Source organism: Arthrobacter flavus, from assembly GCF_039526005.1.
Classification (GTDB): domain Bacteria; phylum Actinomycetota; class Actinomycetes; order Actinomycetales; family Micrococcaceae; genus Arthrobacter_D; species Arthrobacter_D flavus.
Genome location: NZ_BAAAIJ010000047.1, coordinates 242,836 through 267,121 on the forward strand (window position 1 = coordinate 242,836; position 24,286 = coordinate 267,121).

General features: G+C 64.2%; 21 protein-coding genes. 8 read left to right on the forward strand and 13 right to left on the reverse strand.

The window, feature by feature from the left end:
* Window positions 1-93: 93 nt before the first annotated feature.
* Window positions 94-744: a GNAT family N-acetyltransferase gene (locus ABD059_RS11230; RefSeq protein WP_343880019.1), complete on the forward strand. Its 651-nt coding sequence runs from the start codon at window positions 94-96 to the stop codon at window positions 742-744.
* A gap of 48 nt (window positions 745-792) precedes the next feature.
* Window positions 793-3,126 carry a DEAD/DEAH box helicase gene (locus tag ABD059_RS11235; protein WP_343880021.1) on the forward strand — a complete coding sequence of 778 codons (2,334 nt, stop codon included), beginning with the start codon at window positions 793-795 and terminating at the stop codon, window positions 3,124-3,126.
* Window positions 3,127-3,189: 63 nt separating this feature from the next.
* Here the strand turns inward: ABD059_RS11235 and ABD059_RS11240 are convergent, their stop codons facing one another.
* From ABD059_RS11240 to ssd, 7 genes are all read right to left on the reverse strand, one after another.
* A complete protein-coding gene (locus ABD059_RS11240; RefSeq protein WP_343880023.1) occupies window positions 3,190-3,582 on the reverse strand; it encodes an Rv3654c family TadE-like protein in 393 nt (130 codons plus the stop codon).
* Window positions 3,579-4,067: a TadE family type IV pilus minor pilin gene (locus ABD059_RS11245; protein ID WP_343880025.1), complete on the reverse strand. Its 489-nt coding sequence runs from the start codon at window positions 4,065-4,067 to the stop codon at window positions 3,579-3,581. Before ABD059_RS11245 ends, ABD059_RS11240 begins: the two co-directional genes overlap by 4 nt.
* A 7-nt stretch (window positions 4,068-4,074) precedes the next feature.
* Window positions 4,075-4,293: a DUF4244 domain-containing protein gene (locus tag ABD059_RS11250; protein ID WP_343880027.1), complete on the reverse strand. Its 219-nt coding sequence runs from the start codon at window positions 4,291-4,293 to the stop codon at window positions 4,075-4,077.
* 187 nt (window positions 4,294-4,480) lie between these two features.
* Window positions 4,481-4,906 carry a type II secretion system F family protein gene (locus ABD059_RS11255; protein WP_343880029.1) on the reverse strand — a complete coding sequence of 142 codons (426 nt, stop codon included), beginning with the start codon at window positions 4,904-4,906 and terminating at the stop codon, window positions 4,481-4,483.
* 193 nt (window positions 4,907-5,099) lie between these two features.
* Window positions 5,100-5,891: a type II secretion system F family protein gene (locus tag ABD059_RS11260; RefSeq protein WP_343880031.1), complete on the reverse strand. Its 792-nt coding sequence runs from the start codon at window positions 5,889-5,891 to the stop codon at window positions 5,100-5,102.
* Window positions 5,888-7,099, reverse strand: coding sequence for a TadA family conjugal transfer-associated ATPase (locus tag ABD059_RS11265; protein ID WP_377959548.1), 1,212 nt, complete (start codon window positions 7,097-7,099; stop codon window positions 5,888-5,890). The genes ABD059_RS11260 and ABD059_RS11265 overlap by 4 nt, the downstream gene beginning before the upstream one ends.
* Entirely contained in the window at window positions 7,096-8,175 is a 1,080-nt protein-coding gene (gene ssd / locus ABD059_RS11270) for a septum site-determining protein Ssd (protein WP_343880033.1), read from the reverse strand. The genes ABD059_RS11265 and ssd overlap by 4 nt, the downstream gene beginning before the upstream one ends.
* Window positions 8,176-8,339: 164 nt before the next feature.
* Between ssd and ABD059_RS11275 the strand changes: the two genes are divergently transcribed.
* Both ABD059_RS11275 and ABD059_RS11280 read left to right on the forward strand, forming a co-directional pair.
* Window positions 8,340-10,055, forward strand: a complete 1,716-nt coding sequence (locus ABD059_RS11275) for a bifunctional 3'-5' exonuclease/DNA polymerase (RefSeq protein WP_343880036.1) — start codon at window positions 8,340-8,342, stop codon at window positions 10,053-10,055.
* Between the two features lie 172 nt (window positions 10,056-10,227).
* Window positions 10,228-11,571 (forward strand): NAD(P)-binding domain-containing protein, encoded by a 1,344-nt coding sequence (locus ABD059_RS11280; RefSeq protein WP_343880038.1) that lies wholly within the window; start codon window positions 10,228-10,230, stop codon window positions 11,569-11,571.
* On the opposite strand, the gene ABD059_RS11285 is transcribed toward ABD059_RS11280, so the two are convergent.
* Genes ABD059_RS11285 through ABD059_RS11295 form a run of 3 tightly spaced genes read right to left on the reverse strand, consistent with a single transcriptional unit; the run spans window position 11,568 to window position 14,416 of the window.
* The gene (locus ABD059_RS11285; protein ID WP_343880040.1) at window positions 11,568-12,227 is read right to left on the reverse strand and encodes an NUDIX hydrolase; all 660 of its coding nucleotides are present in this window, start codon (window positions 12,225-12,227) and stop codon (window positions 11,568-11,570) included. The genes ABD059_RS11280 and ABD059_RS11285 overlap by 4 nt on opposite strands.
* Window positions 12,224-13,030 (reverse strand): endonuclease III, encoded by an 807-nt coding sequence (gene nth, locus ABD059_RS11290; RefSeq protein WP_343880042.1) that lies wholly within the window; start codon window positions 13,028-13,030, stop codon window positions 12,224-12,226. Before nth ends, ABD059_RS11285 begins: the two co-directional genes overlap by 4 nt.
* A 9-nt stretch (window positions 13,031-13,039) precedes the next feature.
* Entirely contained in the window at window positions 13,040-14,416 is a 1,377-nt protein-coding gene (locus ABD059_RS11295) for a hypothetical protein (RefSeq protein WP_343880044.1), read from the reverse strand.
* Window positions 14,417-14,705: 289 nt separating this feature from the next.
* On the opposite strand from ABD059_RS11295, the gene acs reads away from it, so the two are divergent.
* The 4 genes from acs to ABD059_RS11315 all read left to right on the forward strand — a co-directional run bounded on the left by acs (window position 14,706) and on the right by ABD059_RS11315 (window position 20,447).
* Window positions 14,706-16,670, forward strand: a complete 1,965-nt coding sequence (gene acs / locus ABD059_RS11300) for an acetate--CoA ligase (RefSeq protein ID WP_343880046.1) — start codon at window positions 14,706-14,708, stop codon at window positions 16,668-16,670.
* A gap of 151 nt (window positions 16,671-16,821) precedes the next feature.
* A complete protein-coding gene (locus tag ABD059_RS11305; protein ID WP_343880048.1) occupies window positions 16,822-18,168 on the forward strand; it encodes an MFS transporter in 1,347 nt (448 codons plus the stop codon).
* A 63-nt stretch (window positions 18,169-18,231) separates the two neighbouring features.
* Window positions 18,232-18,702, forward strand: a complete 471-nt coding sequence (gene aroQ / locus ABD059_RS11310; RefSeq protein WP_343880050.1) for a type II 3-dehydroquinate dehydratase — start codon at window positions 18,232-18,234, stop codon at window positions 18,700-18,702.
* A 14-nt stretch (window positions 18,703-18,716) separates the two neighbouring features.
* On the forward strand, window positions 18,717-20,447 hold the full coding sequence (locus ABD059_RS11315; protein ID WP_343880052.1) for an ABC transporter ATP-binding protein: 1,731 nt from the start codon (window positions 18,717-18,719) through the stop codon (window positions 20,445-20,447).
* A 68-nt stretch (window positions 20,448-20,515) separates the two neighbouring features.
* Here the strand turns inward: ABD059_RS11315 and ABD059_RS11320 are convergent, their stop codons facing one another.
* The 3 genes from ABD059_RS11320 to ABD059_RS11330 form a co-directional block, all read right to left on the reverse strand.
* Window positions 20,516-21,457, reverse strand: coding sequence for an ABC transporter permease (locus ABD059_RS11320; RefSeq protein ID WP_343880054.1), 942 nt, complete (start codon window positions 21,455-21,457; stop codon window positions 20,516-20,518).
* A complete protein-coding gene (locus ABD059_RS11325; RefSeq protein ID WP_343880056.1) occupies window positions 21,454-22,458 on the reverse strand; it encodes an ABC transporter permease in 1,005 nt (334 codons plus the stop codon). Before ABD059_RS11325 ends, ABD059_RS11320 begins: the two co-directional genes overlap by 4 nt.
* An 89-nt stretch (window positions 22,459-22,547) precedes the next feature.
* On the reverse strand, window positions 22,548-24,245 hold the full coding sequence (locus ABD059_RS11330; RefSeq protein ID WP_343880058.1) for an ABC transporter substrate-binding protein: 1,698 nt from the start codon (window positions 24,243-24,245) through the stop codon (window positions 22,548-22,550).
* Between the last annotated feature and the right edge of the window lie 41 nt (window positions 24,246-24,286).

Here is a 24,286-nt window from a genome sequence, read left to right on the forward strand (position 1 = left end):
CAAGCATAACGGTCCGCCTTCGGAGAGGTCTCGAATCGACTACGGCTTCGGTGTCCTATGTTCAATACCAGCCACACAGCCTATGGTCATTTCATGAATGCACATCTCTCCGAAAAATTGTTGAAGACGTGGATCTCCGGCTGGTCTTCCTGCCGGAGTTATCAGCCGCACGACGACGGCCGCACGGTATCCGTGTCACTTACGGATCACGGCAATCAGCAGGAGCACTTCGTGTATGAACCTACCGACGAGTTGATTCTCTCGCTCGCAACCGAAACACGAGCCGACCCGAACCGTCTTCTCACCGTGGCGACCACCCGGATGGACGAACTACTCGACCTGCTCAGCCCATTGGGCTTGAGGGTAATTGACAACCACCAGGCGCTGATGACCGTGAACATGGATGGTCAGGACGTCGAGGACCCGCGCCCTCCTGATGAGGTGTTCTCCATTACCCACCTGCATGAGCCGACCTGTCGCCGGGTCATCGTGACCGCCGACGGTGAGGAGGCGGCGCGCGGATCAGTCGCCGTAGAACAGGGCTTTGCCGTTTATGACCGCATCCTGACGAGTGAAAAGTTCCGTCGTCGCGGGCTCGGCAGCTACGTCATGCGCGCGCTCACCTCGGCGGTGCTGCAGGACGATGTGGAACATGGGCTGCTCATGGCGTCGGCTGATGGTCAGCAGTTGTATCAGTACCTGGGCTGGGAGCACCTCGCCGATGTCTTCGTGGTTCGCGCCTAACCTACTGCTCCAGGTTTTCAGCGCTCGCCGGAGTGACACAATGGCAAGGTGGCCCTTCATGACTCCCTAATTCCCCTGCTTGGTGGGGGCACCGACCCGGAGCAACTGGTCCACGTTCGGGAGATTCCCGCCCGACAGGCCGTCACCGCCCCGTGGCCGGAGTGGGCCCACCCGGATATTGTCTCCGCCTATGCCTCGATGGGGGTGACGACCCCATGGCGGCATCAGGTGATAGCAGCAAATACCGCGCATAGCGGTCGGCACACGATTGTGGCCACCGGCACGGCATCCGGAAAATCGCTGGCGTACCAACTGCCGGTGCTCGACGAGATTCACCGGACCGCGTTAGGGGACCGGACGTCGTTGGAGCCCACCGGTTCGGTAGCTCTCTACCTCGCGCCGACCAAGGCACTCGCAGCAGATCAGTTGGCGGCCGTAAAGGCCATGAGTATTCCGACGGTCCGTGCGGAAACGTACGACGGCGACACCGATCCAACAGCCCGACGGTGGATCCGCGACCACGCAAACCTGGTGCTGGCGAACCCCGACATGCTGCATTACGGGATCCTGCCCAACCATTCCTGGTGGGCCAGGTTTTTTCGTCGGCTGAAGTACGTGATTATCGATGAAGCCCACAGCTACCGTGGAGTGTTCGGGTCCCACGTGGCGAACCTGCTGCGTCGTCTGCGGCGAGTCTGTGACTATTACGGCGTCTCCCCTGTTTTCATTGGCGCCTCGGCCACGTCGGCCGATCCTGGTGTCTCCTTCGGGAAACTGATTGGCAGTGGGGCGACACCGGTAGTGGAGGACACTTCCCCGCATGGGTCAACGACCGTAGCTTTCTGGGAACCGGAACTCACTGATCTGCGGGGAGAGAACGGGGCCCCCAAACGCCGGACCGTCATCGCTGAGACGGCTGACCTGCTGACCAATCTGGTCTCCGCGCAGGTCCGGACGATCGCATTTATCAAGTCGCGGCGGGGAGCGGAGAGCATCGCCGCAATGTCAAAGCGGCTGCTCCATGAGGTTCATCCCAGCCTGCCCGGCAGGGTTGCCGCGTACCGGTCGGGTTACCTTCCCGAGGAGCGCCGGGAACTGGAATCAGCGCTGCGCAGCGGGCAGCTGCTCGGTATTGCCAGCACGCCCGCACTCGAACTCGGGATCGATATCTCAGGGCTGGACGCCGTTCTGGTTGCAGGGTGGCCCGGCACCCGGGCCTCCCTCCTGCAGCAGATCGGCAGGGCCGGACGGTCGGGCCAGGACGCGCTCGCAGCCTTCATCGCCAGCGATGATCCACTCGACACGTATCTGGTGCATCATCCGGAAGCAGTGTTCGACGTCGGAGTGGAAGCTACAGTTTTCGACCCCACCAATCCCTACGTGCTTGGCCCACACCTTTGCGCGGCCGCCGCTGAGTTGCCCCTGACATCGGCTGACCTCGGGCTCTTCGGGTCCGGGGTTGAAGACCTGTTGACGAAATTGGTCAGCCAGGGCTTCCTCCGCCAGCGGCCCGCCGGATGGTTCTGGACGCACCCGCAAAGCGCTGCGGGGATGGTGAGTCTGCGCGCCGACGGTGGCGGCCCGATCAGCATTGTCGAGACCGGGACCGGAACCATGCTCGGCACCATGGATTCGCCGCAAAGCCACTACCAGGCGCATGCCGGTGCGGTCTATGTCCACCAAGGGCAGACCTACGTGGTCGACGAGCTCAAAGAACAGGACCATTGCGCCATGGTGACCCGGTCCAACCCGGATTACTACACCCAGGCCAGGGATATCACCGAGATTGACGTGGTCAGCGCCAGCCGCACCCAGGACTGGGGTGGCGTACAGATCCGGTTCGGCGAGGTTATGGTCACCACGCAGGTGGTCTCGTTCCAACGGAAGGCCTTCGTCTCCAACGAAATCCTTGGTGAAGAGCCGCTCGAACTCGGGGCCCGGGATCTTCACACGAAGGGCGTCTGGTTCGAGTTCGACCAGAAACTTCTGGAAGCCAGCGGTCTGACCGCCGCTGATCTGCCGGGCGCGCTCCACGCGGCGGAGCATGCCGCCATCGGTTTGCTTCCCCTCGTGGCGTCCAGCGATCGATGGGATATCGGTGGAGTCTCAACCGCGCTACATGCTGACACGATGCTCCCTACCATCTTCGTTTATGACGGCCACCCTGGTGGGGCCGGGTTTGCCGAGCGAGGCTATGATGCCGTCCGGATCTGGGTCAAGGCCACCCTCGATGCTATTGACGCGTGCGAGTGCGACACGGGCTGCCCGTCGTGTGTGCAGTCGCCTAAGTGCGGCAACCGGAACAACCCGCTGAGTAAATCCGGTGCCGCCACTCTGTTGGCATTGATCCTGGCACAGGACCCCAACCTGTCACACCGCTAAGGCTGCTGGGCAAGCTTAGCGACCGACGCTGCCCGGTTCCTGTTCCGGAACCGGTTTTTGGTTTTAGGGCGGCGGTCCGGCACGTGCCCGTCCTGAAGCATCCGGTAGCAGCGGGTACCCGGCGATCACCACATTGACGGTCAACGAAGTGCGCACCTCCACGATGGTGCCACCGGGGCCCTCCCGGGCGCAGGACTGCAGGGATACGCCATGGGCCGCAGCGGTTTCCATCGCGACAGTGCAGGGATCTCCCGCCGCCAATCCACGCGCCGCGTCCGCCGCGGCCAGGGCCGCGAGATCAGCGGCCGTAGCTGCCCGTGCCGCTGCAGTGCCGACCTGGGCCAACAAGACCACTGCCGTCATCAGGGTGAGAACCACCAGCGCGAACCCGCAGATCAGAGCGGTCCCGGCTCCGGCTTCAGGGTGGGGAATCCTGACGACGCGCAGGTTCCTCATGTCCACTCTGCTGTCGATACTGGACCCAATCGGCTCACCAGCGAGGCGTTTGGCCGGATCGGACCCTCAGGTTCCTGGTGATACCGTCCTGCCGTCCCGGTCAAGCTGGGGGCAGGCCCCTCGCTGTCCAGCTCGGAGCGCGCCGATGCTGACGCTGACAGCTCCCACCCCAGCTGGTCCAACAACGGGACAGCCAGACGCGAGGTGACGGTCACCGTTGACCAGCCACCGTCGTCCACTAGGTCGAGTTGCACGTTCCCTCCCGCGAGGCGCCGCACAGTCGTTTGCACCTGAACCATCGGCTCGCCGCGCACGACTTCCCGGGCCCCCGCGCGGGCTGCCTCCTCCAACCGCAGCTGCGTCAGTCCCGCGGTTACAGTGCCCAGGAGGAGCGCGAGGAGTAAGACCAGTGACGGCAGCGCAATTGCGATCTCTGCCGTCACCGCACCGCGCTGACGGACCTTCCCCAACGCGATCCGTGCCATTAGCCAGCTACCCGAAACTCAGGGCCGAGCTGATGAGGGACATCAGCATCCCCCTGACCTCCCCACTCGACAGGATCGCCACGAGGAGGGCAGCGAATCCCACCGCGGCGAGCGTGGCAATCGCGTACTCGGCGGTAGCCATACCCGCCTCCGATGTGGCGAGGCGGTGCCACCGGGCGGCAAGCCGATGTCTTAGTTGCGAACCTGGCTCTCTTACTGACGACATATCTCTCTCCTTACTAGGCGTTTGCTGCAGCACCGGCGAACCGCGCTGCCCTCTCAGGCTGGGCGTCTGAGAGCTTTCTGGTTGGGTGGCATGGCACCCTCACCTCACTCTGCCCGGGGGTACCTGGCCGTTGGGCACCGCAACCGGGTTAAGTGGACAAGTCTCATGAGCTAGCTGCCCACTGGCATCACCACTCGGGAACCAGGGCGAAGACCACCGGAAGCACCCCGAAGCAGATGAACGCTGGGAGGTAACATAGGCCCAGCGGCACCACGAGCCGGACACCGAGTGTGGCCGCCCGTTGCTCTGCTTCGCTGTTCCTGCGGCGCCGGAGCTGGGATGCATGGGTATGGACAAGTCCGGCCGACGAGGCGCCGGTGAGTGCAGCAAAGCGCAAAGCGCTGCTAAGCATCAGGAGGGTCTCCCCCGTGCGGCCATCCGAGCGGGCAACTGCTGAGTTCCAGGCCACGTCCCAATCAGCCCCTAGTGAGAGGGCACCCGCCACGGCTCGCAGTCCATGTGCCAACGACGGTGGGCAGGAGCCCGCGAGCGCCGTGAGAGCAACTCCGATTGGCGCACCGGCGGTCAGCGTTGCGCCAAGGAGATCAATCATCAATGCAGTGTCGAGGACTTCTGCGTCCTGAATCGTGGCGTGCGCACTATCGCGGCGCCACCGCCACGGCGGTGCGCCTGTCCGGCGCCCGGGAACCTCCCGGTCACCCCACCTCACTCCAGCCGGCCCTTGGGAAGCCGTCAACAGGAGAAAAGCAGCTCCCAGCAGGCTAAAAACCAGTAGCCCGGTCACCTCAGCCATCCCGGGCCGCAGCGGCAACAAGCCGATAGGACCAGACTCGTCCACCCACCATGAGGAGGCTCCCTGCACCCAGCAACATGAGCCCGGGGAGCGACCCAAATAGGATAGCGAGGGGCTGAGCGCCGGTCAGGTAGCCCAACCCAAGTCCGAAGATCGGGAGCCAGCCGAGGAGACGCGCGGTGGCGGCCGGCCCGGCCAGTGCCGTTGCCCGTGACGCGGCGGCGCCGAGGGATTGCTCCAACTGGGCGGCATACCGGCCCAGCACCTCGACCAGCGGCGCGCCGCTTCGCTCAGATAATTCCAGGCATACCGCCAGGTCCCGCCACATGCCCGAGCAGTCTGCTGGGGGGATCCTGGCTCGGCCCAAGCGCCAACGTTCGCGTTCGTGCGGATCAGCTGCTGCGCGCCGGAGGACCTCCGGGACCCCAGCCCCGAGTACTGCCGCCTGCTGGGCGGCGCGAACAACTGGCAGCGCAACCTGGTCGAACCCGGGAGCGGTTCCCGGGTTCCGCTCCCCGCTGGCCGCCGAGTACACCACGGTCATGTCCTGCCATAGCTGGTGCGGTGCCCTTCCAGCCTCCAGCAGCGCTGTCAGCTGGTACACGAACAGGGGCAGCTCGGACGGGGCAACTTCGACGGGTCGGACCAGTTTGCGTATCGCTGCGATCCGGTACCGGAACCGGGATGGCTCCCGAGCGTTCTTCAGATCTCGCCTCCAGGTCTCCGGTACGGCGAGGATGAGAAAGGCCGCAACCAGCAACGCACCAACGGCGATGCCTATCATGACAGCGGTCCAATCCTGAGTAGATCCTGCAACCGGGCCCAGCCCGACGCCGCCTCACATCCCCCGCCGCACCGGACAAGAGCGGGACGAACTCGCAGCGCGCCGGCGTTGTCGAGTTCCATCAGGCCAATCACCGCTACCTGTCGTCCCCCTGAGCTGCGCACCAGGTGCACCACGATGTCCAGCGCACTGGCGGCTTGCAGGGTGATTGCTTCACGGTTCAGGCCGGCCAGCGCGCCCAGGGCCATCAACCGTGCGGGGACGGTTTCAGCTGAGTTGGAGTGGATCGTGCCGCCGGCACCGGAGTGACCAGTGTTCATCGCTGCGAGCAGTTCCCGGACTTCCGCGCCACGGCACTCCCCCACGATCAGCCGGTCGGGACGCATGCGCATCGCCTGTCGTACCAGTTCCGCCAAGTCGATTGCACCGGAGTTTTCCGCATTATTGTGGCGGCATTGCAGGGAAACTGCGTGGGGATGCCGCGGGGTCAACTCCGCCGCATCCTCAACCGTCACCAGGCGTTCAGAGGAAGCGCTCAGAGCTAGCAGCGTCGACAGGAGCGTCGTCTTGCCGGTGCCAGTTGCACCGCTGACCAGAAAGTTCAGCCGTCGCACCACTACAGCGTGCAATACCTCGGCCATGAGCGGATCAAGAGTCCCCGACTCGATCAGCTCAGCCATGGTGAACTCACGATGACGTTGAACGCGGATAGACAGCAGAGTGCCCCGGTTGGACACCGGCGGCAGGACAGCATGGACGCGAAATGCGGCCAAGCGGACGTCGACGCACGGGTTGCCGTCGTCGAGGCGTCTACCAGCGGCGGAAATGAGCCGGGTCGCCAAGGCGCGCACCTCGGCATCGGTGCTGAAACGATGGGAGGTTCGCCGTAATCCGGCGCCCCCGTCCACCCACACCTCATCGGGCCCGTTAACCAGGATGTCTGTCACGGTGAGGTCCTCAAGCAGGTGTTGCAGTGGCCCCAGCCCCTGCAGCTCGGCGTGCACCTGGTCAACGGTGCGGAGCATTCCGGTGGCCCCCAGTAGCTTGCCTGTCGATTGGACGGCGGCAGCCAGCCGAGCCCCGCTGAGCGGCAGCTGGTCGGCGAGAACCGCCAGGCGGACTTCGCTCACCATCGCCGCCGCGCCATCATGGTTCCCGCTGTCAGTGCCCGCACTAGCTCGGCGGCGACTGCGTGTCAGATCGCTCACGGTCTGGGTTCCGCAGTACGGAAAGGCACCGTCGCCAACGCCTGGGCGGTGAGGACCCGCACCGGGCGCTGCTTGCCCATGGCCAGGAGTCGTCCTTGCCGTTCAGCCGTGGCGACGCCCCGCAGCTGAGGAAGATGCCCAGTCAGGGGCCCACCCACCAGTTCGGCCACCCGGTGCGAATCCAGGCCTTCGCCGAATGGGCCGCGGGCCACGAGACCGACGGGGAGGAACTGGGTCTGCTGCACGATCGAATGGGCCACCGCGATGGGGCGACGGCGTCCCGGGACCAGCAGTACCAACTCGTCGCAGAAGGAAAGCAGCGGTCCGCCCCAGGGCCAGCCGGATGGAAGGTCAGCGATGGTCAGGTCAAAACCGCTGCGGACCGCGTCTAGCACTGACTTCACAGCTGAAGAGCCAAGTATCCCTGCCTCAGTCGCTGGCGACCCTCCCATGGCCAGGACTGACACACCACTGACCACGGGGAGTGCATCCATGAGTTGATCTGGGTTGAGCGTGCCGCTGACCTCACCGAGATCTTCCCATCGGATACCCGACAGTGATTCAGATAGGGCGAGGTCCAGTCCCCCGCCCGCACAATCACCGTCGAGGAGCAGACACGACCGACCGGACCGGGCGGCGGCAAGTGCGAGCCAACAGCTCAGCGAGCTGGCTCCGACCCCGCCTGAGCAGCCCATCACGCCGAGGACGTGACCACGCGGGCCTCTTGCCCGAAGACCAGCGAGGCGTTCCACCAGCCAGCCAGCAGCAGCGGGTAGCAGGGCAACCTGGGAGGCGTTGAACCGGGTTGCCGTCTGCCACACCGCGCTGTCCTCCCCCGATAGGCCCACCAGGATCAGCTCGCCGTCAGCTACTGAGCCATGTGCTGCACTGTCGCTGCCCACGAGCAGCGCAGCGGGATGCAGCTGGCGGGCTTCGGGGAGCGTTGTCGCCACAGTCAGCTCAAGCCCTGCCGCAGCGGCGACCCGCGCTGTTTCATCGCGAATGCGTTGCGAACTGGTCACCAACGCTAAGCCTGCCCGCCCGGACACCGGGAGCCAGGGACGTCCTTCTGTCATGGGTTAAGCGTGTGCCGCGGGGATGCTCCCCTGGCTGTTTGACTGGCGTATGTGGACAGGCTTCCGGGAACTCCAGCTGTGGAGGGCTGGTGCCTTCACAGGAAAGGGGCACCTGGCCGCCGGGCCCGACCAGGAGTGTCGTTGGGCCGGGAGACAATGGAGCCATGTATGTTGTCGTGTCCTCACCGCAAGCCCCAGGCAGCTCCGCCTGGCCTGCTGAGGGGTTGGCAGACGACGCTGTCGCTGTGCTGCAGCCCGCGGATGCCTCAGGATCGGCCACTGGGGCAGCCGTCGTCGTCGGGCGCGACGAACTTCCCGCGGCCGTCCGCCACTTTGAGGCGCAGAAGGCGCGTTGGGTGTGGGATTCCACCCGCACCTGGTACCCGCAGCTCCTGCACCAAAAGGTCAGTATCGAGCGGTGCCACGACCTGAGCCTGTGCCGGGACATCCTTCGGCATTCTCGTTTCGCAGCTGACCTGCCCTACATCACCCGGCTGCAGGGCAGTGCTGGCCCACAGGACCAGGCGCCCGCGAGGCAGCTTCCCCCGGTTGCCGCATCGCCAGGGCAGTTCAGCCTGTTCGAGACTCCTTCCACCACCGGCGGGCCCGGGCCGGATGATGTTCTCGCCGAGTTTCGCCACCAGCAGCGGGCTGTTGCGGAGGGGCGGTTTCCCCAACGGCTGTCGCTCCTGCTTGCTGCTGAATCGGCCGGTGCCCTCCTGGCCGCCGAGATGGAGGCCGCAGGAATACCGTGGCGTCGTGACCTCCATGAGGAGCTGCTGGAATCGCAGCTGGGTCCGCGCCCCCGGGAAGGCGTACGGCCTGCTGAGCTTGAGCGGATAGCCGGCGAGCTACGGGTGCACCTAAATAACCCCGGTTTCAACCCTGACTCACCGCAGGACCTGCTGCGAGCGCTGCACCGGGCAGGCATCGAGGTGACCAGCACACGGTCCTGGGAGCTGGAGCAGCACAGTCACCCGGGGATTGAGCCCCTGCTGCGCTACAGGAAGCTCTCCCGGTTGCTGACCGCCAATGGGTGGACCTGGTTGGATGCCTGGGTGCAGGGCGGCCGCTTCAGGCCCGAGTATGTGGTGGGAGGGGTGGTATCGGGACGGTGGGCTTCGCGGGGTGGCGGCGCCCTCCAGATCCCCCGGCAAATCCGTGACGCGGTGCGCCCCGATCCGGGATACCGGTTTGTGGTGGCCGACGCCGCGCAGTTGGAACCCCGGGTGCTCGCCGCGCTGGGCCGCGATTCGGCGCTGGCCACTGCGGCACGGGGAAGAGACTTGTACCAAGGGATTGCTGAACAGGGCTTCGGAGACCGCGCCAAGGCAAAACTCGCCATGCTGGGTGCGATGTACGGCGCCACCACTGGTGAATCCGGCCGGTTGCTGCCGCAGCTGGCCCGCACCTATCCGCAGGCTATTGCGGTGGTGGAAAGTGCTGCCCGTACGGGCGAAGCAGGAGGCGTGGTGAGCAGCTATCTCGGGCGCGGTTGTCCTCCGGTGACTGACTCGTGGCGGGCGTCGCAGCAAAGCTCCACTGCTGACGAGCAGCGGCGGGCGGACAATCTGGCCAGATCGCGCGGCCGGTTCACCCGCAACTTCGTGGTCCAGTCGACGGCAGCCGAATGGGCGCTCTGTTGGCTCGCCGAGCTGCGGCGCCAGTTGCGTACGAAGGTGGTTCCAGCTCCCGTTGATCTGCTGGTGTTCTTCCTGCACGACGAGGTCATGCTTCATGTTCCGGAGTCCCAGGTCGACGACGTCTGCCGCGTGGTCACCGAGGCGGCACAGTCGGCAACCCGGCTGATGTTCGGGGACATCCCCATCGAATTTGCGGTCAATGTGATGGTCGTGGATTCCTACGCAGACGCTAAATAACAAGAAATGTAAACATTTGCGTGACGGATAGTCATCGTAAAATGTCAACTTTGACTTATCCAAACAATCTACGTTTAGTTGGCAAAACAGTCTATTAAATCCAGACACGAATTATCGCCTGAGAATCCCACAGTGTTGGCATCACGACTGGGCACCAACGTTGAGGAGAGTCATGAGATTACGGGTCGGAATCATCGGAGCGGGCCCCAGCGGACTCGCCCAATTGCGGGCTTTCGAGGCCGCGAGAACTCTTGGCGGCGAGATGCCGGACATTACCTGCTTTGAGAAACAGTCCGAGTGGGGCGGACAGTGGAATTACAGCTGGCGGACAGGGCTGGACAGACGTGGGGAACCAGTACACGGCAGTATGTACCGGCATCTTTGGTCGAACGGCCCTAAAGAATGCCTTGAGTTTGCTGACTACACCTTTGATGAACATTTTGGGCGCCCCATTTCATCCTTTCCGCCGCGCGCAGTACTTTTTGATTATATAAAGGGACGGGTCGAAAAAAGCGATGTCCGCAAATACGTCCAGTTCAATACGGTGGCACGTTGGGTTGACTACAGTGATGCCACCGGCGAGTTCACGGTAATCGTCGAAGATCTCACCAACGGCATCACCACCAGCCATGTCTTCGACCGTCTAGTGGTCGCCAGCGGGCACTTTTCCACGCCGAATGTCCCGCACTTTGAGGGTATCGAGACGTTCCCCGGCACACTGCTGCACGCCCATGACTTCCGCGGCGCGGAGGCCCTGGCAGGCAAGAACGTCCTCCTGGTGGGCAGCAGCTACTCCGCGGAAGACATCGGCATGCAGGCCTATAAAATGGGTGCCGGATCGGTGACCTTCAGTTATCGCACGGCTCCGATGGGATTCGCCTGGCCCGAGGGCGTCCGGGAACGCCCGCTCGTGACGCAGTTCGAAGGAAGCACCACCCACTTTTCCGATGGGTCACAGTCGGACTTCGACGCCGTCATTCTCTGCACCGGCTATCAACACAAGTTTCCGTTCCTGCCCACCGGGCTGGCGCTGCACACCCCGAACGTGCTGTATCCGGAAAACCTCTACAAGGGGGTCCTGTGGCATGACAACCCGCGCCTGACGTATCTCGGCATGCAGGATCAATACTTCACCTTCAACATGTTTGATGCCCAGGCCTGGTTTGCCCGGGACGTGATCCTGGGACTCATCCCGGTGCCGACGGCTGCCGAGCGCCTTGATGATATGCAGACCTGGCTTGCCCGCCAGAACACCATCGATTCCCATTTCGATGATGTTGATTTCCAGACCGACTACCTCCGGGAACTCATCGCGGCGACAGATTACCCTGCGTTTGATCTGGACCGGGTCGCTGACCTCTTCAAGCAGTGGCTCAAGGACAAGGAAAACAACATCCTGGGTTATCGCGATGACACCCATACTTCGGTCATGACGGGGACCGAAGCGTCGCCCCATCACACCCCGTGGTTGCGGGCGATGGACGACTCCCTGGACCGGTTCCTCGGCGCACGCTAGGTCGGGATCAGGATCTCAGCGGACCGGTCCCAGGGCAGGGTCCACCCCAGGTCATCAAAGAGGGCATCCAGAAGCATCGCAGTGAATCCCCAGACCGTGACGTCCCGGACCAGGAACGCCGGGGTGGTCCAGGTGACGCCGTTGCGTTGCCCACTCACAGACCGTCGCCCCGCCGGGTTGAGCAGATCCGCCACGGGCACCCGGAAGACGTGTTCGGACTCCGCTTCGTCGACCACCGTTACCGGTGACTGGTCTGCCCACCAGGCGAGCACGGGTGTGACCAGGAAGTTGCTGACCGGAAGCCCTGACTCAGGGAGTGGTCCCAGCACCTCGATCCCCGCGGTATCGACGCCGGTCTCCTCCCACGCCTCGCGGAGCGCCGCAGCTACCGGGCCATCGTCGCCGTCGTCGATCCGGCCGCCAGGGAACGCCACCTGACCTGGATGGTCAGTCAGCGACCCGGAACGTAGCACCAGCAGGATGTCCAGATCATCGGGCACGGCGCCCGCATGGAACTCAGCTGGCCGGTCATCGAGGATACCGAAGAGGATCAAGACCGCGGCGTGGCGCGCCTCTGCTGGGTCGATGCCGCGCAGCGTCCCCGGCCGCGACCCGGACCGCTTCGCCAGCTCCAGCAACTGTTCACGGGCGCTCATGCTCCGAGGCTGTATCCGGCGGCCTGCAGTTCACGCCGTGTGGCGCCGCCCCGCATCAGCGCCAGCAACTCTTCCCGGCCAGGTGCCAGCTCGTACTTCAGCAGCTTTGCGGCTTTGACCGGGTCCACCTCTCCGTCACCATAGGCGGGGCAGAGGTCCGACAGGGGGCAGGCACCGCAGGCCGGCTTGCGTGCGTGGCAGACCCGTCGGCCGTGGAACACCACATGGTGCGAGAGCATGGTCCAATCCTTTGGGTCGAACAAACGGGCGACGTCGGCTTCCACCTTGACTGCGTCGTCGGACTCGGTCCATCGGAAGCGCCGCGCGAGCCGACCGAAGTGGGTGTCGACTGTGATCCCGGGGATACCAAACGCGTTACCGAGCACCACGTTGGCGGTTTTGCGGCCCACTCCGGGGAGGGTGACAAGGTCTTCAAGGCGGGCTGGTACCACCCCATCGAACTCGTCGACGAGACGGTTGGACAAGGCCAGCAGGCTCTTCGACTTGGCACGGAAAAATCCGGTGGGCCGGATCAGGTCCTGCAGTTCCGTTTCGTCGGCTTCAGCAAGACGGCGGGCGTCCGGGTATCTGGCGAACAGTGCCGGGGTGGTGAGGTTGACCCGGACATCGGTGGTCTGGGCCGACAGGACGGTCGCTACCAGAAGCTCAAACGGAGTGGTGAAGTCGAGCTCAGCAACAGCGTAGGGGTATTCCTCGGCCAGCCTTCGATGAATCCTGCGGGCCCGCCGCGTGATGGCGAGCGGCGACGGATCCTGGGAACCCGCGGAAACCGTACCGGCCACTGGCGGCGCCTACCCGTCGCTCGGAGCGCGCTCGATGTTGGTGAGATCCCGCATGACACCAATCCGCCCCGTGCGCTTGTCCTGCACCAGAAATTCCTCGCCTCGGTCCTCGATGCCCACTTCCCAGTCACCTGGACGCAGGACGAAGAGCTCGACACCGGAGGCCTCGTCGACTACCGGACGGGGTGAACCGACAGCGAACCAGAAAGCTTCCACCACCGGGGCGTTGTCGTCCGCGTCCTTGGTCGCTGAGATGGAGTCTTGTGACTCACTGGGCTGGGATTCGACGACCGGCTGGGAAGTTGTTGCAGCAGCGGTTGCAGCAGGTTCTGCGGCGGATGCTGTGGTCGACGATGTTTCGGGACCAGTGGCTTCCCGGGGTGCAGTTGCCTGCTGGCCGGTGGCCACCGACGTCGGGGCCGCGGTCGGTGAGCTGACATCGGTGTCGGAGTTGCCCTCGGGGGACGGCTCGGGGGACGGCTTGGAACCGGAAGACTGTGCCGAGTCGGGCGACGTGCCATATGGGGCAAAATCCTCATCGGCGAACCGCGGGTAGCCTGATGAATCGGCGTCGGCCAGTTCCTTGTCCTGAACCCCCGCTGCTGCCCCCACCCCGCTGCTCAGGTGAGCATCGGATGCGCTCGGGGCCCGGTGGTCCGAAGAAGACTTCGCTGCGGCGCCGAATCCCAGCTTGCCGGCAATGCCTGCGCTCTTCTTCTGCGCGACAGGCTGCGACGTCGTTCCGGCGTGACCCGCCTGCACCCCCGCCGCTGTTGAGCTGGCACCTGCCGCCGCCGTCGCGCCTGACTGGGGGGTGAACTCGGTGACCTGCTCGGCCGCAACTGGCTGGGAGGCTTTGGGATTTTTCGGTGCGGCTGGCAGGATCCTACGGGCCACCAGATGGGCGTTCGAGCTGGGCCGGCCGGCAAAGTCCTGCGCGAACATCGGCAGGTGCGGGCCTCCGACAGTTGCGGCCAGCATGCCAATCCCGCCGATAAGGCAGACCAGCGGCCCAAGGTGGAAGGAGGTGACCGTCTGCAGGAAGAAGAAGGTCGCGGCAAGCACTGCCACCACTGACGCGAACTGGTCAACCGACAGCGAACCGATTCGCAGGTCGGTCCCGAGTCGCCGGGCGGCAATCAACCCGGCAGTTGCTACCGGGAGGATGATGCCGATTCCCAGAAAAAAGAGAGAGGACGCGTTCCACAGGTTCCCCAACCAGTTGCTGGCCTCAAAGAAGGGAAGCATCGAGCCGATGAAGATCAGCAGCACCGAACCGCCGATCACCGCTTCGCGGAGAGTGAATGGGCCAAGAACCGCCTCGCTGGCGCGGTGTGAACTGTCGCTACTGCTGCCAGCGAACCGATCGGTGTGTGGGTGTGTCATTTCGGGATTCCAATCGTCGCAGCGGCCGGGCGGGCCGCAGTGGCCAGCCTTGCTTCCTGTCACCAGAGTAGTCAACCCGCCCCTCCTCCACTAGCCATCCGGGTCCGCTCGCGCCCTTCTCACCGCCACTCACCGCAGAAATTCGACCATTCACATGTGCAAGTGTGAGCGCCCCCACACAAAGTCGGTGCGCGCGGTTAGTCTGGTCAGCAGTATCGCGGTGCTGCGTGCCGGTTTCGAACCGGGTGGCTCGCCGCCTAACGCTATCCGGCACGATGAAGGGTTGAACATGACTGAGAACACCCAGACCACTCAAGGCGACGCATTTGAGAACCTGCTTCTGGAGGAGCGCAGCTTTCCTCCCACTGAAGAGTTCGCGGCACATGCCGTAGCACAGCCCTCCCTCTATGAAGAGGGCAAGGCCGGGCCGGAGTTCTGGGCCGCTCAGGCACGCGACCTGCTCACCTGGGACGAAGACTTCACCCAGGCCCTCGATTTCTCCGACGCTCCCTTCGCGAAATGGTTTGTTGGAGGCCGCGTGAACGCCGCCTATAACGCGCTTGACCGTCACGTTGAGGCCGGCCGAGGGGATCGGGTGGCCATCCACTTCGAAGGCGAGCCCGGCGACACCCGCTCCTACACCTATGCGGAGCTCACGGAAGAGGTCAAGAAGGCATCAAACGCGTTTCTCTCGCTCGGCGTCGAGAAGGGTGACCGTGTGGCGGTATACCTGCCGATGATCCCCGAAGCGGTGATCACCATGCTCGCCTGCGCCCGGATTGGCGCCGTACACTCGGTGGTCTTCGGCGGCTTCTCCGCCGAGGCTCTGCGCAACCGGATCGACGACGCTGAAGCCAAGCTCGTCGTCACCGCGGACGGCACCTACCGTCGCGGCAAGCCCAGCGCGTTGAAGCCAGCGGTCGACGGCGCCCTGGAACGCGAGGGGCACACCGTCACGAACGTCGTGGTGGTCAAGCGCAACGGCGAGCCGGTCGAGTGGACCGAGGGTCGGGACGTGTGGTGGAGTGACGCCGTCGGCACCGCTTCCGCTGAGCACACGGCCGTCGGACACGACTCGGAACACCCGCTGTTCATCCTGTACACCTCGGGCACCACAGGGAAGCCCAAGGGCATTCTGCACACCACCGGCGGCTATCTGACGCAAACGGCCTTCACCCACAAGAACACGTTCGACCTACGACCGGAGAGCGATGTGTTCTGGTGCACGGCCGACGTCGGCTGGGTGACCGGGCACAGCTACGTCGCCTATGCGCCGCTCGTCAACGGCGCCACCCAACTGATGTACGAGGGCACCCCCGACACCCCGCACCAGGGCCGGTGGTGGGAACTGGTGGAAAAGTACAAGGTGTCCATCCTGTACACCGCGCCGACGGCGATCCGGACGTTCATGAAGTGGGGCCGGGACATCCCCAAGAAGTACGACCTCAGCTCCATCAGGGTCCTCGGTTCCGTGGGCGAACCGATCAACCCTGAGGCGTGGATGTGGTACCGGGAAATGATCGGTGGGGGCAGTGCGCCGATCGTGGATACCTGGTGGCAGACCGAGACCGGTGCGCACATGATCGCCCCGATGCCGGGCGTCACTCACACCAAACCAGGCTCCGCGCAGGTGGCAGTACCGGGCATCTCGGTGGATGTCGTGGATGAAATGGGCGAGTCGGTGACCAACGGTTCAGGCGGGTACCTGGTGGTCCGCGAACCGTGGCCATCCATGCTCCGCGGCATCTGGGGTGACCCGCAGCGTTTCAAGGACACGTACTGGTCCCGCTTTGACAACATGTACTTCGCCGGCGACGGCGCCAAGCGTGACAAGGACGGTGACATCTGGCTACTCGGCCGCGTGGACGACGTGATGAACATTTCCGGGCACCGACTGTCGACCACCGAGATCGAATCGGCGCTGGTGAGCCACCCATCGGTGGCGGAAGCCGCCGTCGTCGGTGCCTCCGATGAAACGACCGGCGAGGCGGTGGTGGCGTTTGTCATCCTGCGTGGGTCGGCCGTCGACGACGACGACATCGTCACCACTCTGCGCAACCACGTGGGCAAGGAGATCGGGCCGATCGCGAAGCCGCGCAACATCCTGGTGGTGCCGGAACTGCCGAAGACCCGCTCCGGCAAGATCATGCGCCGCCTGCTCAAGGATGTAGCCGAGGGACGTGAAGTCGGCGACTCGTCGACCCTGTCCGATCCGACCATCATGGCTCAGATCGCCCAGTCCCTGAGGAAGTGACACAGGCTGGGTCCCGGGCGCCCGCCCGGGACCCAGCCTGTCCACGGGGCCACCCTGGCTGGCCCCCTCCTGTGACGTGGCTCCCGTGGGGTTGTGATGTTGTCCGCAATTGGTGGCGCCCTGGCCGTCGGCCCGAGGACAATTTCCAAACGTGTCTACTACCACCGCTTCCGCGACCACTGGCCCGTCTCCGGCTGCCAACCGCAAGATGGCCCGCAAGTCCGCTGCCGCCTCGTTTGTAGGCACCACGCTCGAGTCCTACGACTTCTACGTCTTCGGAACCGCCGCCGCACTGGTCTTCAACCAGGTGTTCTTCGCCGCCCAGGATCCCCTTGCGGGCACCCTCTCAGCGTTCCTGATCTTCGCGATGGGCTTCGTCGCCCGCCCCCTGGGTGCCATCCTATTTGGCCACCTCGGCGATCGGATCGGCCGCAAAAAAACCCTCATCTGGACGATCGTGCTCATGGGCCTGGCCACCGGATCGGTCGGCCTGCTCCCGGATTACAGCGTGATTGGTGTCTGGGCGCCCATCCTGCTGACCGTACTTCGCCTCCTCCAGGGTCTGTCGCTCGGCGGTGAGTGGGGCGGATCCATCCTGATCGCCACCGAGCACGCGGAGCCACGCAAGCGGGCGCTCTACGCCTCGATTCCCCAGCTCGGCTCCCCCGTTGGCACCATGCTCATCTCGCTGGTGTTCCTAATCCTTGCTGTTGTTGCGCCGGACGTCATGACCACCTGGGGCTGGCGCATCCCCTTCCTGCTGGCATTCCCGTTCCTGGGCATCGCCCTTTACCTCCGGCTCGCCATCGACGAGACACCGGTGTTCAAGGAGACTGTCCAGACCCAGTCGCGCGCCAGCATTCCGTTCTTCGAGGTCATCCGCCGTCAGCCGGCCGCAATCGCCGTCGCGGCCGCCGCTGCGGTGCTCGGTATCGGCTCCTACTTCCTCATGGTGTCCTACACCCAGGCCTACGGTACCCAGCGTCTGGGACTCAGCCAGGAGACCGTGCTCAACGCCGCCCTGATCGGTTCGCTTCTGCAACTGCTGACCATCCCCGCATTCGGCTATCTGGCCATGAGGATTGGCTCGGCCAAGGTGGTCGCGGGCGGAGCTATCGGTACGGCCCTGATCGCGTTCCCGCTGTACTGGGTCATCAGCATTGCCGATGCACCCACCTATGTGGCCGCCATCCTGTTGGGCGGCATCCTGCCGACCGCGAGCTGGGCAGCGCTCGGCGGATTGATGGCTGACATCTTCGACCCACGCACCGGGTTCACTGCACTGTCCTTCGCCTATAGCCTGGCAGCGATTGTCGCCGGATTCGCCCCCTCCATCACCCAGGTCCTCGGTACAGCTACCGACGGCGCCTGGTGGCACCCCGGAATTGTCCTTGCGGTGATGAGCCTGGTGACAGTCGCTGGGGCGCTCGCCGCTGTTCGCCTCCGCAGGACGGCCAACGTCACCCAGCCAGCCGACGTCACTCCGATGTCAGCCTAAGTACCGCAACACCACCTTCCCCGACGCGTTTTGGCGCGCCCGGGGGTGGGGCATAGTTAAGCCATGCCGAAGACCACCACGCTCCTGATCATCAACGGACCGAACCTCAACCTCCTGGGCACCCGCGAACCAGCCACCTACGGCACCGGAACCCTCGCCGACGTCGAGGCTCTCGCCGCCGACGCTGCCGCGCGTCACGGCTGGGCTGTCACGTGCCTGCAGTCCAACCATGAGGGCGAACTGGTCGACGCCATCCAGGCTGCCGCGGGGGCAGCCGACGGTATCGTCATCAACGCGGGCGCCTACACCCACACCTCAGTCGCCCTCCGCGACGCGATTGCCGCCGTCGGCCTTCCCACGGTAGAGGTGCATATCAGCAACGTGCACCGGCGGGAAGAATTCCGGCACCAGTCCTACCTGTCGGCCGTGGCGGAGGCCGTGATTGTGGGCGCCGGGATCAGCGGCTACCGGTACGCCGTCGACTTCCTGATCGAAAAACTCTCCCCCGGATCCGCCGGTTACGACCCCACATGAGGGACGATAGAAGCATGATCGACATCACACCCGTTGACGGCGTCCCCAGCGATGCTCCGCTTCTCGAGGTCAAGGACCTCGCCGTAACCTTCAGCACCTCCTACGGCGATGTGGTCGCCGTCGAGAATGCGAGCTTCGCCCTGCGACGCGGGAAGACCCTCGCGATCGTGGGCGAGTCCGGCTCAGGAAAGTCGACGACGGCGATGTCCTGCATCGGCCTGCTGCCCTCCAACGGCCGAATCACCGGCGGCAGCATCCTGTTCGAGGGCCAGGACCTTGCCACCCTCTCCGAAGCGAAAATGCGCGATATCCGGGGCCGGGCGATTGGCCTGGTACCCCAGGATCCGATGTCCAACCTCAACCCGGTCTCGAAGATCGGCACGCAGGTTGCCGAGACCCTGCTGGTCCACGGGATGGCCACTAGGAAGAACGTTAAAGAGCGCGTCATCGAGGTGCTCACCGCCGCCGGACTGCCCGATGCCGGTGAGCGGGCGAAACAGTACCCTCACGAGTTTTCGGGAGGCATGCGGCAGCGTGCTTTGATCGCCATCGGTATGGCCTGCCAGCCGCGGTTGTTGATCGCCGACGAACCAACGAGTGCCCTTGATGTCACAGTGCAGCGGACCATCCTCGACCAGATCGACCAGATGACCGAGCAGCTCGGCACCTCGGTGCTGCTGATCACCCATGATCTGGGCCTCGCGGCCGAACGCGCGTCGGATCTGGTGGTGATGCACCGCGGCCGGGTAGTCGAGGCCGGACCGGCGCAACAGCTCCTCAACGACCCCCAGCACCCGTACACCCAATCCCTCGTCCGCGCGGCCCCCAGTGTGGCTGCCGTCCGCTTGCGGCCCGGCGCCTACACCGCGGACGCAGGCAAGCGCGCGGAAGCTGCCGAGGCGGCCTTTGCCGAGCACCAGGGCGAGACCGCCTCGGCTGTCCCCGCCGCCTCCGAGGCGGGCAAGAATATCGTCGAGATCCGGGATCTGACCAAGGTCTACAAGCGTCGCGGCAGCTCGGAAGATTTCTATGCTGCGAAAAATGTCACCCTCGACGTGCCGCGGGGGCAGACCGTCGCCATCGTGGGTGAGTCCGGTTCAGGGAAAACCACCACCGCGCGGATGCTCCTGAAGCTGATCGAACCGACGTCGGGCACCATGACGTTCGATGGGATGGATGTCGGCACCCTGGACAAGGCGCAGCTGGCCGACTTCCGGCAGCGGGTCCAACCGGTGTTCCAGGACCCGTACTCATCGCTGAACCCCATGTTCACCATTGAACGGATCATCGAGGAACCGCTGAACGCCTACAAGCGGGGCTCGAAGAGTCAACGGCGCGCCCGGGTCCGCGAGCTGATGGACCAGGTGTCCCTCCCGCACACCGCCCTGCGCCGGTACCCCTCGGAGCTTTCCGGTGGGCAACGGCAGCGGGTGGCGATCGCCCGCGCTCTGGCACTGAAGCCAGAGCTCATCATTTGCGACGAGCCGGTGTCTGCCCTGGACGTCCTGGTTCAGGCTCAGATCCTGAAGCTGCTCGGCGATCTGCAGTCCGAACTCGGCCTGAGCTACCTGTTCATCTCGCACGACCTCGCGGTGGTCCGCCTGATCTCCGACTACGTCTGCGTGATGAAGGACGGTGAGCTGGTCGAGGCCGCCAGTTCCGAAGAGGTTTTCCAGAACCCGCGCCACCCGTACACGCGGAAGCTGCTGGCGTCGATTCCCGGCAACGAATTGAACATCGCCTAGCACAGCAGTAACGCAAAAGATCCCGGCACCTGTGGTGCCGGGATCTTTTGCGTTGTGGTTGAGGCTACCTACTTCTTGCGGGTCTTGGGATCCAGCGACTCGCGCAGCGACTCGCCCAGCAGGGTGAAGCCCAGAGCCGTCACCGCGATACAAATACCTGGCAGGAACGCCAGCTGCGGCGAGTTGGCCAACTCGCTTTGGGCGTAGGTCAGCATCCTGCCCCACTCGGCGGTCTGCGGCAGGCCGCCGCCCAGCCCGAGGAACGACAGTGCTGCAGCATCAATCACTGCGGTGGCGAGCGTCAGGGTGGCCTGGACAATAACCGGTCCCACACTGTTCGGCAGCAGGTGGCTCAGCGTGATGGTCGAGCGGCTGAGCCCCAGCGTCTGCGCGGCAAGGATGTAGTCCGAGCCCCGCTGGGACAGCATCGACGCACGAAGAAGCCGCGCGAAGATCGGTATCTGGGAGACACCAATGGCGATCATCACCGCGTACGGGCCCTGCCCAAGAATCGCAGCGATACTCACGGCGAGCAGGAGGTTCGGCACCGAGAGGAGGATGTCGACAAACCGCATGATGAGGCTGTCAACCCATCCGCCGAGCCCCCCAGCCAGCAGCCCCAGCACCATACCGCCGATCAGGCCGAGCGCAGTCGAAACGACACCGATCAGAAGTGACGCCTGCGCGCCCCAGATGAGCTTGCTCAGCAGGTCCCCGCCGAAGCGATCCAAACCGAGCGGGTAAGCATCGATCTCGCCCGGCCCCGGAATGTTGGTGGGCGTGATTTCGGTTCGACCAGGAAGCTCGTTCCCACCGTAGGGTGCCAGCACCGGGGCGAGAATCGCCACCAGAAGGAACAATCCCACGATGATGGCCCCGGCTATGGCCTGCGGGTTCTTCCTGAGCCGACGGAACGCTTCCTTCCACAGTCCGGTGCCGGCGCCGTCGGGAATGCTTGGCTCAGTGGGGGTCGGCCCGCCGCCAGCGGCCGGAGGCAATGTTGTACTCAACTCACACGCACCCTTGGGTCGATGATGCTATAGGAAATGTCAACGATGAGGTTGATCACTGCATACAGGATGGCAATGATGATGATGAACCCCTGGAGCACTGGATAGTCGAGCCCAAAGATCGCATCACGCAGGAACCTGCCGATCCCGTTGAACGCGAAGACTGTCTCAGTCAGCACCGCACCGGAGATGAGCAGGCCCACCTGGAGCCCGATGGTGGTGACCACGGGGAGCATCGCGTTGCGAAGGATGAAACGGTTCCGGATGGTCTTCTCCAGCAAACCCTTGGCGCGGGCGGTCCGGACATAGTCGGCGTTCTGGACTTCGAGCACCGATGCCCTGGTGATCCTCACAATGATGGCCAGTGGGATGGTGCCCAGCGCGATGCCGGGGAGGATCAGATGCTGGAACGCATCCCAGGCGGCGTCCCATTCACCAGTGAGAATGCCATCAAGGACATAAAAGTCGGTCACATGGGTGGCGTCCATCCTCGGATCTTGTCGGCCGTCCGGAGGCAGGATCGGCCATTGGATGGCGAACAGGTATTTGAGGATGAAGGCCAGGAAGAAGACAGGCACGGTGATGCCGAGGAGGCTCAACACGACCGAACCGTGGTCCACGAATCGCCCGTAATAGCGGGCGGCCAGGTAGCCGAGGGGAATACCGATCCCGATGGCGAAGATCAAGGCGACGATCGTAAGTTCAACGGTCCCGGGGAACCGGGTGGCGAACTCTTCAAGCACCGGACGACCGGTGTTGATCGAGGTGCCGAAGTCACCCTGCAGGAGCTTGCCCATGTAGGTGAAGTATTGGGAGACGATCGGCTCATTGAAGCCGTAGAGCTCGTTGACCCTCGCCACCGCTTCGGGGGTGGCTCGCTCGCCCAGCAGGGCGGTGGCCGGGCCGCCGGGTAGATTGCGCACCCACAGGAACAACAGAATCGACAAGCCGATCAACGTGGGTACCAGCAGCGCGAGGCGCTTACCTATGACGCGTAGCACGGGGTCCTTTCAGGAACGGATCAAACACTGTCCAACGAACAACAGGAGAGCCGGGCCACCTGGCCAGGCTCTCCTGTCAGCTGATGCTCTTACTCGTTGAGTTCGATCATATTGAAGACCTCGTCATTGACGGGGCTTGCCGGATAGGACGCGACACGCTCGGCGAAGGCCAGCGACGGCGCCGGGTGAGCCAACGGGATGGCCGGGTTGAACTCGGCAATCTGTTCGTTGATGTCCACGTAGGCTGCAGTCTGCTCGTCACGGTCAGTCATGCCGCGGGCTTCGCTCAGGGCGTCGAACAGCTCAGGATTATCGAAGCCGAATTCGAGCTTCTCCTGGCCGAAGAACACACCGAGGAAGTTGTCGGTGTCGTTGTAGTCACCGGTCCAGCCGAGCAGGTGAATCCCATGGTCGGCTGTTCCCTGGATCTTGTCCAGGTAATCAGGCGTCCAGACGTCAGGCGCTGGCGTTGCGGTGATGCCCACGGCGGCCAGCTGATCGGTCAGGTTGGTGAAGACCTGCTCGGGCGTTGGCATGTACGGCCGTGAAACGTTGGTCGGGTAGTTGAACTCGACCTCAAAACCGTCCGCGTAGCCAGCTTCCTCCAGCAATTCCATGGCCCGTTCGGGGTCATAGTCATAGGTGGTGACATCTTCGTTGTAGCCGTCGACGACGTCGGGGATGAACTGGGTAGCCAGTTGTGTTCCTTCGGGAAGCGTCTGGTCAATCAGTGCCTGCTTGTCGATGGCGTGGTGGATCGCTTCGCGCACCAGGGGATCGCTGAGCTCCTCAACCTCGTGGTTCAGACCCAGGTAGAGGATGGTAAACGGATCACGAGGCACAATCATGAATCCCTCGTCCTCAAGGGTGGGGATATCGGCCGGCGACACCAGGTCAAACCCGTCGACAGTGCCAGCCTGCAGGGCCTGCGTGCGCGCCTGCGGGTCGTCAATGACGCGGAAGATGATGGTTTCCACGTCGCCCTGCTCGCCCCAGTAGTCCTCATAGGTGGATAGCTGCAACTGCTCACCCACCGACCAGGAGTCGAACTTGAACGGGCCGGTACCTACCGGGTTGCCCTCGGCATAGGCGCTCAGCGCGGGTGCTTCGGCGGAGCCACCAATGTCATCGGCAGCGAACTCTTCGAGCGCCGTCGGGCTCTGCATGGCGAAGGCCGGCAGCGACAGGGCGGGAATGAACCCGGCGAATGGCTGCGCCAGGGTGACGGTCGCCTCGAGGTCCCCGTTCACTTCACAGGATTCGTAGACAGCTGCGTCGGGTGAATCGGCGAACCCGCGGAACAGGTTGTTGTAGTAGTAGGACACGGATGGCGCCTGCGCGACACCGGTCCAGTTGTACCAACGCTCAAAGTTGAAGCAGACGGCTTCGGCGTTGAACTCGGTGCCATCGTGGAACGTGACACCTTCCGTCAGCGCGAAGGTGGTGGAAAGGCCGTCCTCAGTGGTCTCCCACGACTCGGCGAGCAGCGGAGCAGGGTCGGCGGTGCCGGGCTCTACTCCGACGAGACCCTCAAACATCTGGCGGCTGACCCGGAAGGTCTCGCCGTCGCTGGCAAAGGCGGGGTCAAGGGACGCAGGGTCCGACGACGCCGCGAAAACGAACGTCGAATCGACCGTCGCTTCACCCCCGTCGGCGGTGCCTTCGTCCCGCTGGCTTTCGACGCAGCCGGAAAGCAACAGCGCACCGATTGCCAATCCTGCCGTGACCACAGCGGCCCGCTTCTTTGCGGGGCGTGAGCTGCGCGGCGGTGTGGCGCTTTCTTGCATGTTGTGCTCCTCATGTACGAGTGGGAGGCAGTGCACGTAAC

What these genes read in the sequence shown, in the direction of transcription:
- aroQ (WP_343880050.1), top strand. Translation starts at nt 18,232, where the DNA reads ATGCCGAAGACCACCACGCTCCTGATCATCAACGGACCGAACCTCAAC.
- ABD059_RS11275 (WP_343880036.1), top strand. Translation starts at nt 8,340, where the DNA reads ATGTATGTTGTCGTGTCCTCACCGCAAGCCCCAGGCAGCTCCGCCTGG.
- ssd (WP_343880033.1), bottom strand. Translation starts at nt 8,175, where the DNA reads ATGACAGAAGGACGTCCCTGGCTCCCGGTGTCCGGGCGGGCAGGCTTA.
- ABD059_RS11285 (WP_343880040.1), bottom strand. Translation starts at nt 12,227, where the DNA reads ATGAGCGCCCGTGAACAGTTGCTGGAGCTGGCGAAGCGGTCCGGGTCG.
- ABD059_RS11330 (WP_343880058.1), bottom strand. Translation starts at nt 24,245, where the DNA reads ATGCAAGAAAGCGCCACACCGCCGCGCAGCTCACGCCCCGCAAAGAAG.
- ABD059_RS11245 (WP_343880025.1), bottom strand. Translation starts at nt 4,067, where the DNA reads ATGGCACGGATCGCGTTGGGGAAGGTCCGTCAGCGCGGTGCGGTGACG.
- ABD059_RS11230 (WP_343880019.1), top strand. Translation starts at nt 94, where the DNA reads ATGAATGCACATCTCTCCGAAAAATTGTTGAAGACGTGGATCTCCGGC.
- ABD059_RS11260 (WP_343880031.1), bottom strand. Translation starts at nt 5,891, where the DNA reads ATGATAGGCATCGCCGTTGGTGCGTTGCTGGTTGCGGCCTTTCTCATC.
- ABD059_RS11255 (WP_343880029.1), bottom strand. Translation starts at nt 4,906, where the DNA reads ATGATTGATCTCCTTGGCGCAACGCTGACCGCCGGTGCGCCAATCGGA.
- ABD059_RS11280 (WP_343880038.1), top strand. Translation starts at nt 10,228, where the DNA reads ATGAGATTACGGGTCGGAATCATCGGAGCGGGCCCCAGCGGACTCGCC.
- ABD059_RS11240 (WP_343880023.1), bottom strand. Translation starts at nt 3,582, where the DNA reads ATGAGGAACCTGCGCGTCGTCAGGATTCCCCACCCTGAAGCCGGAGCC.
- ABD059_RS11250 (WP_343880027.1), bottom strand. Translation starts at nt 4,293, where the DNA reads ATGTCGTCAGTAAGAGAGCCAGGTTCGCAACTAAGACATCGGCTTGCC.
- ABD059_RS11295 (WP_343880044.1), bottom strand. Translation starts at nt 14,416, where the DNA reads ATGACACACCCACACACCGATCGGTTCGCTGGCAGCAGTAGCGACAGT.
- ABD059_RS11315 (WP_343880052.1), top strand. Translation starts at nt 18,717, where the DNA reads ATGATCGACATCACACCCGTTGACGGCGTCCCCAGCGATGCTCCGCTT.
- acs (WP_343880046.1), top strand. Translation starts at nt 14,706, where the DNA reads ATGACTGAGAACACCCAGACCACTCAAGGCGACGCATTTGAGAACCTG.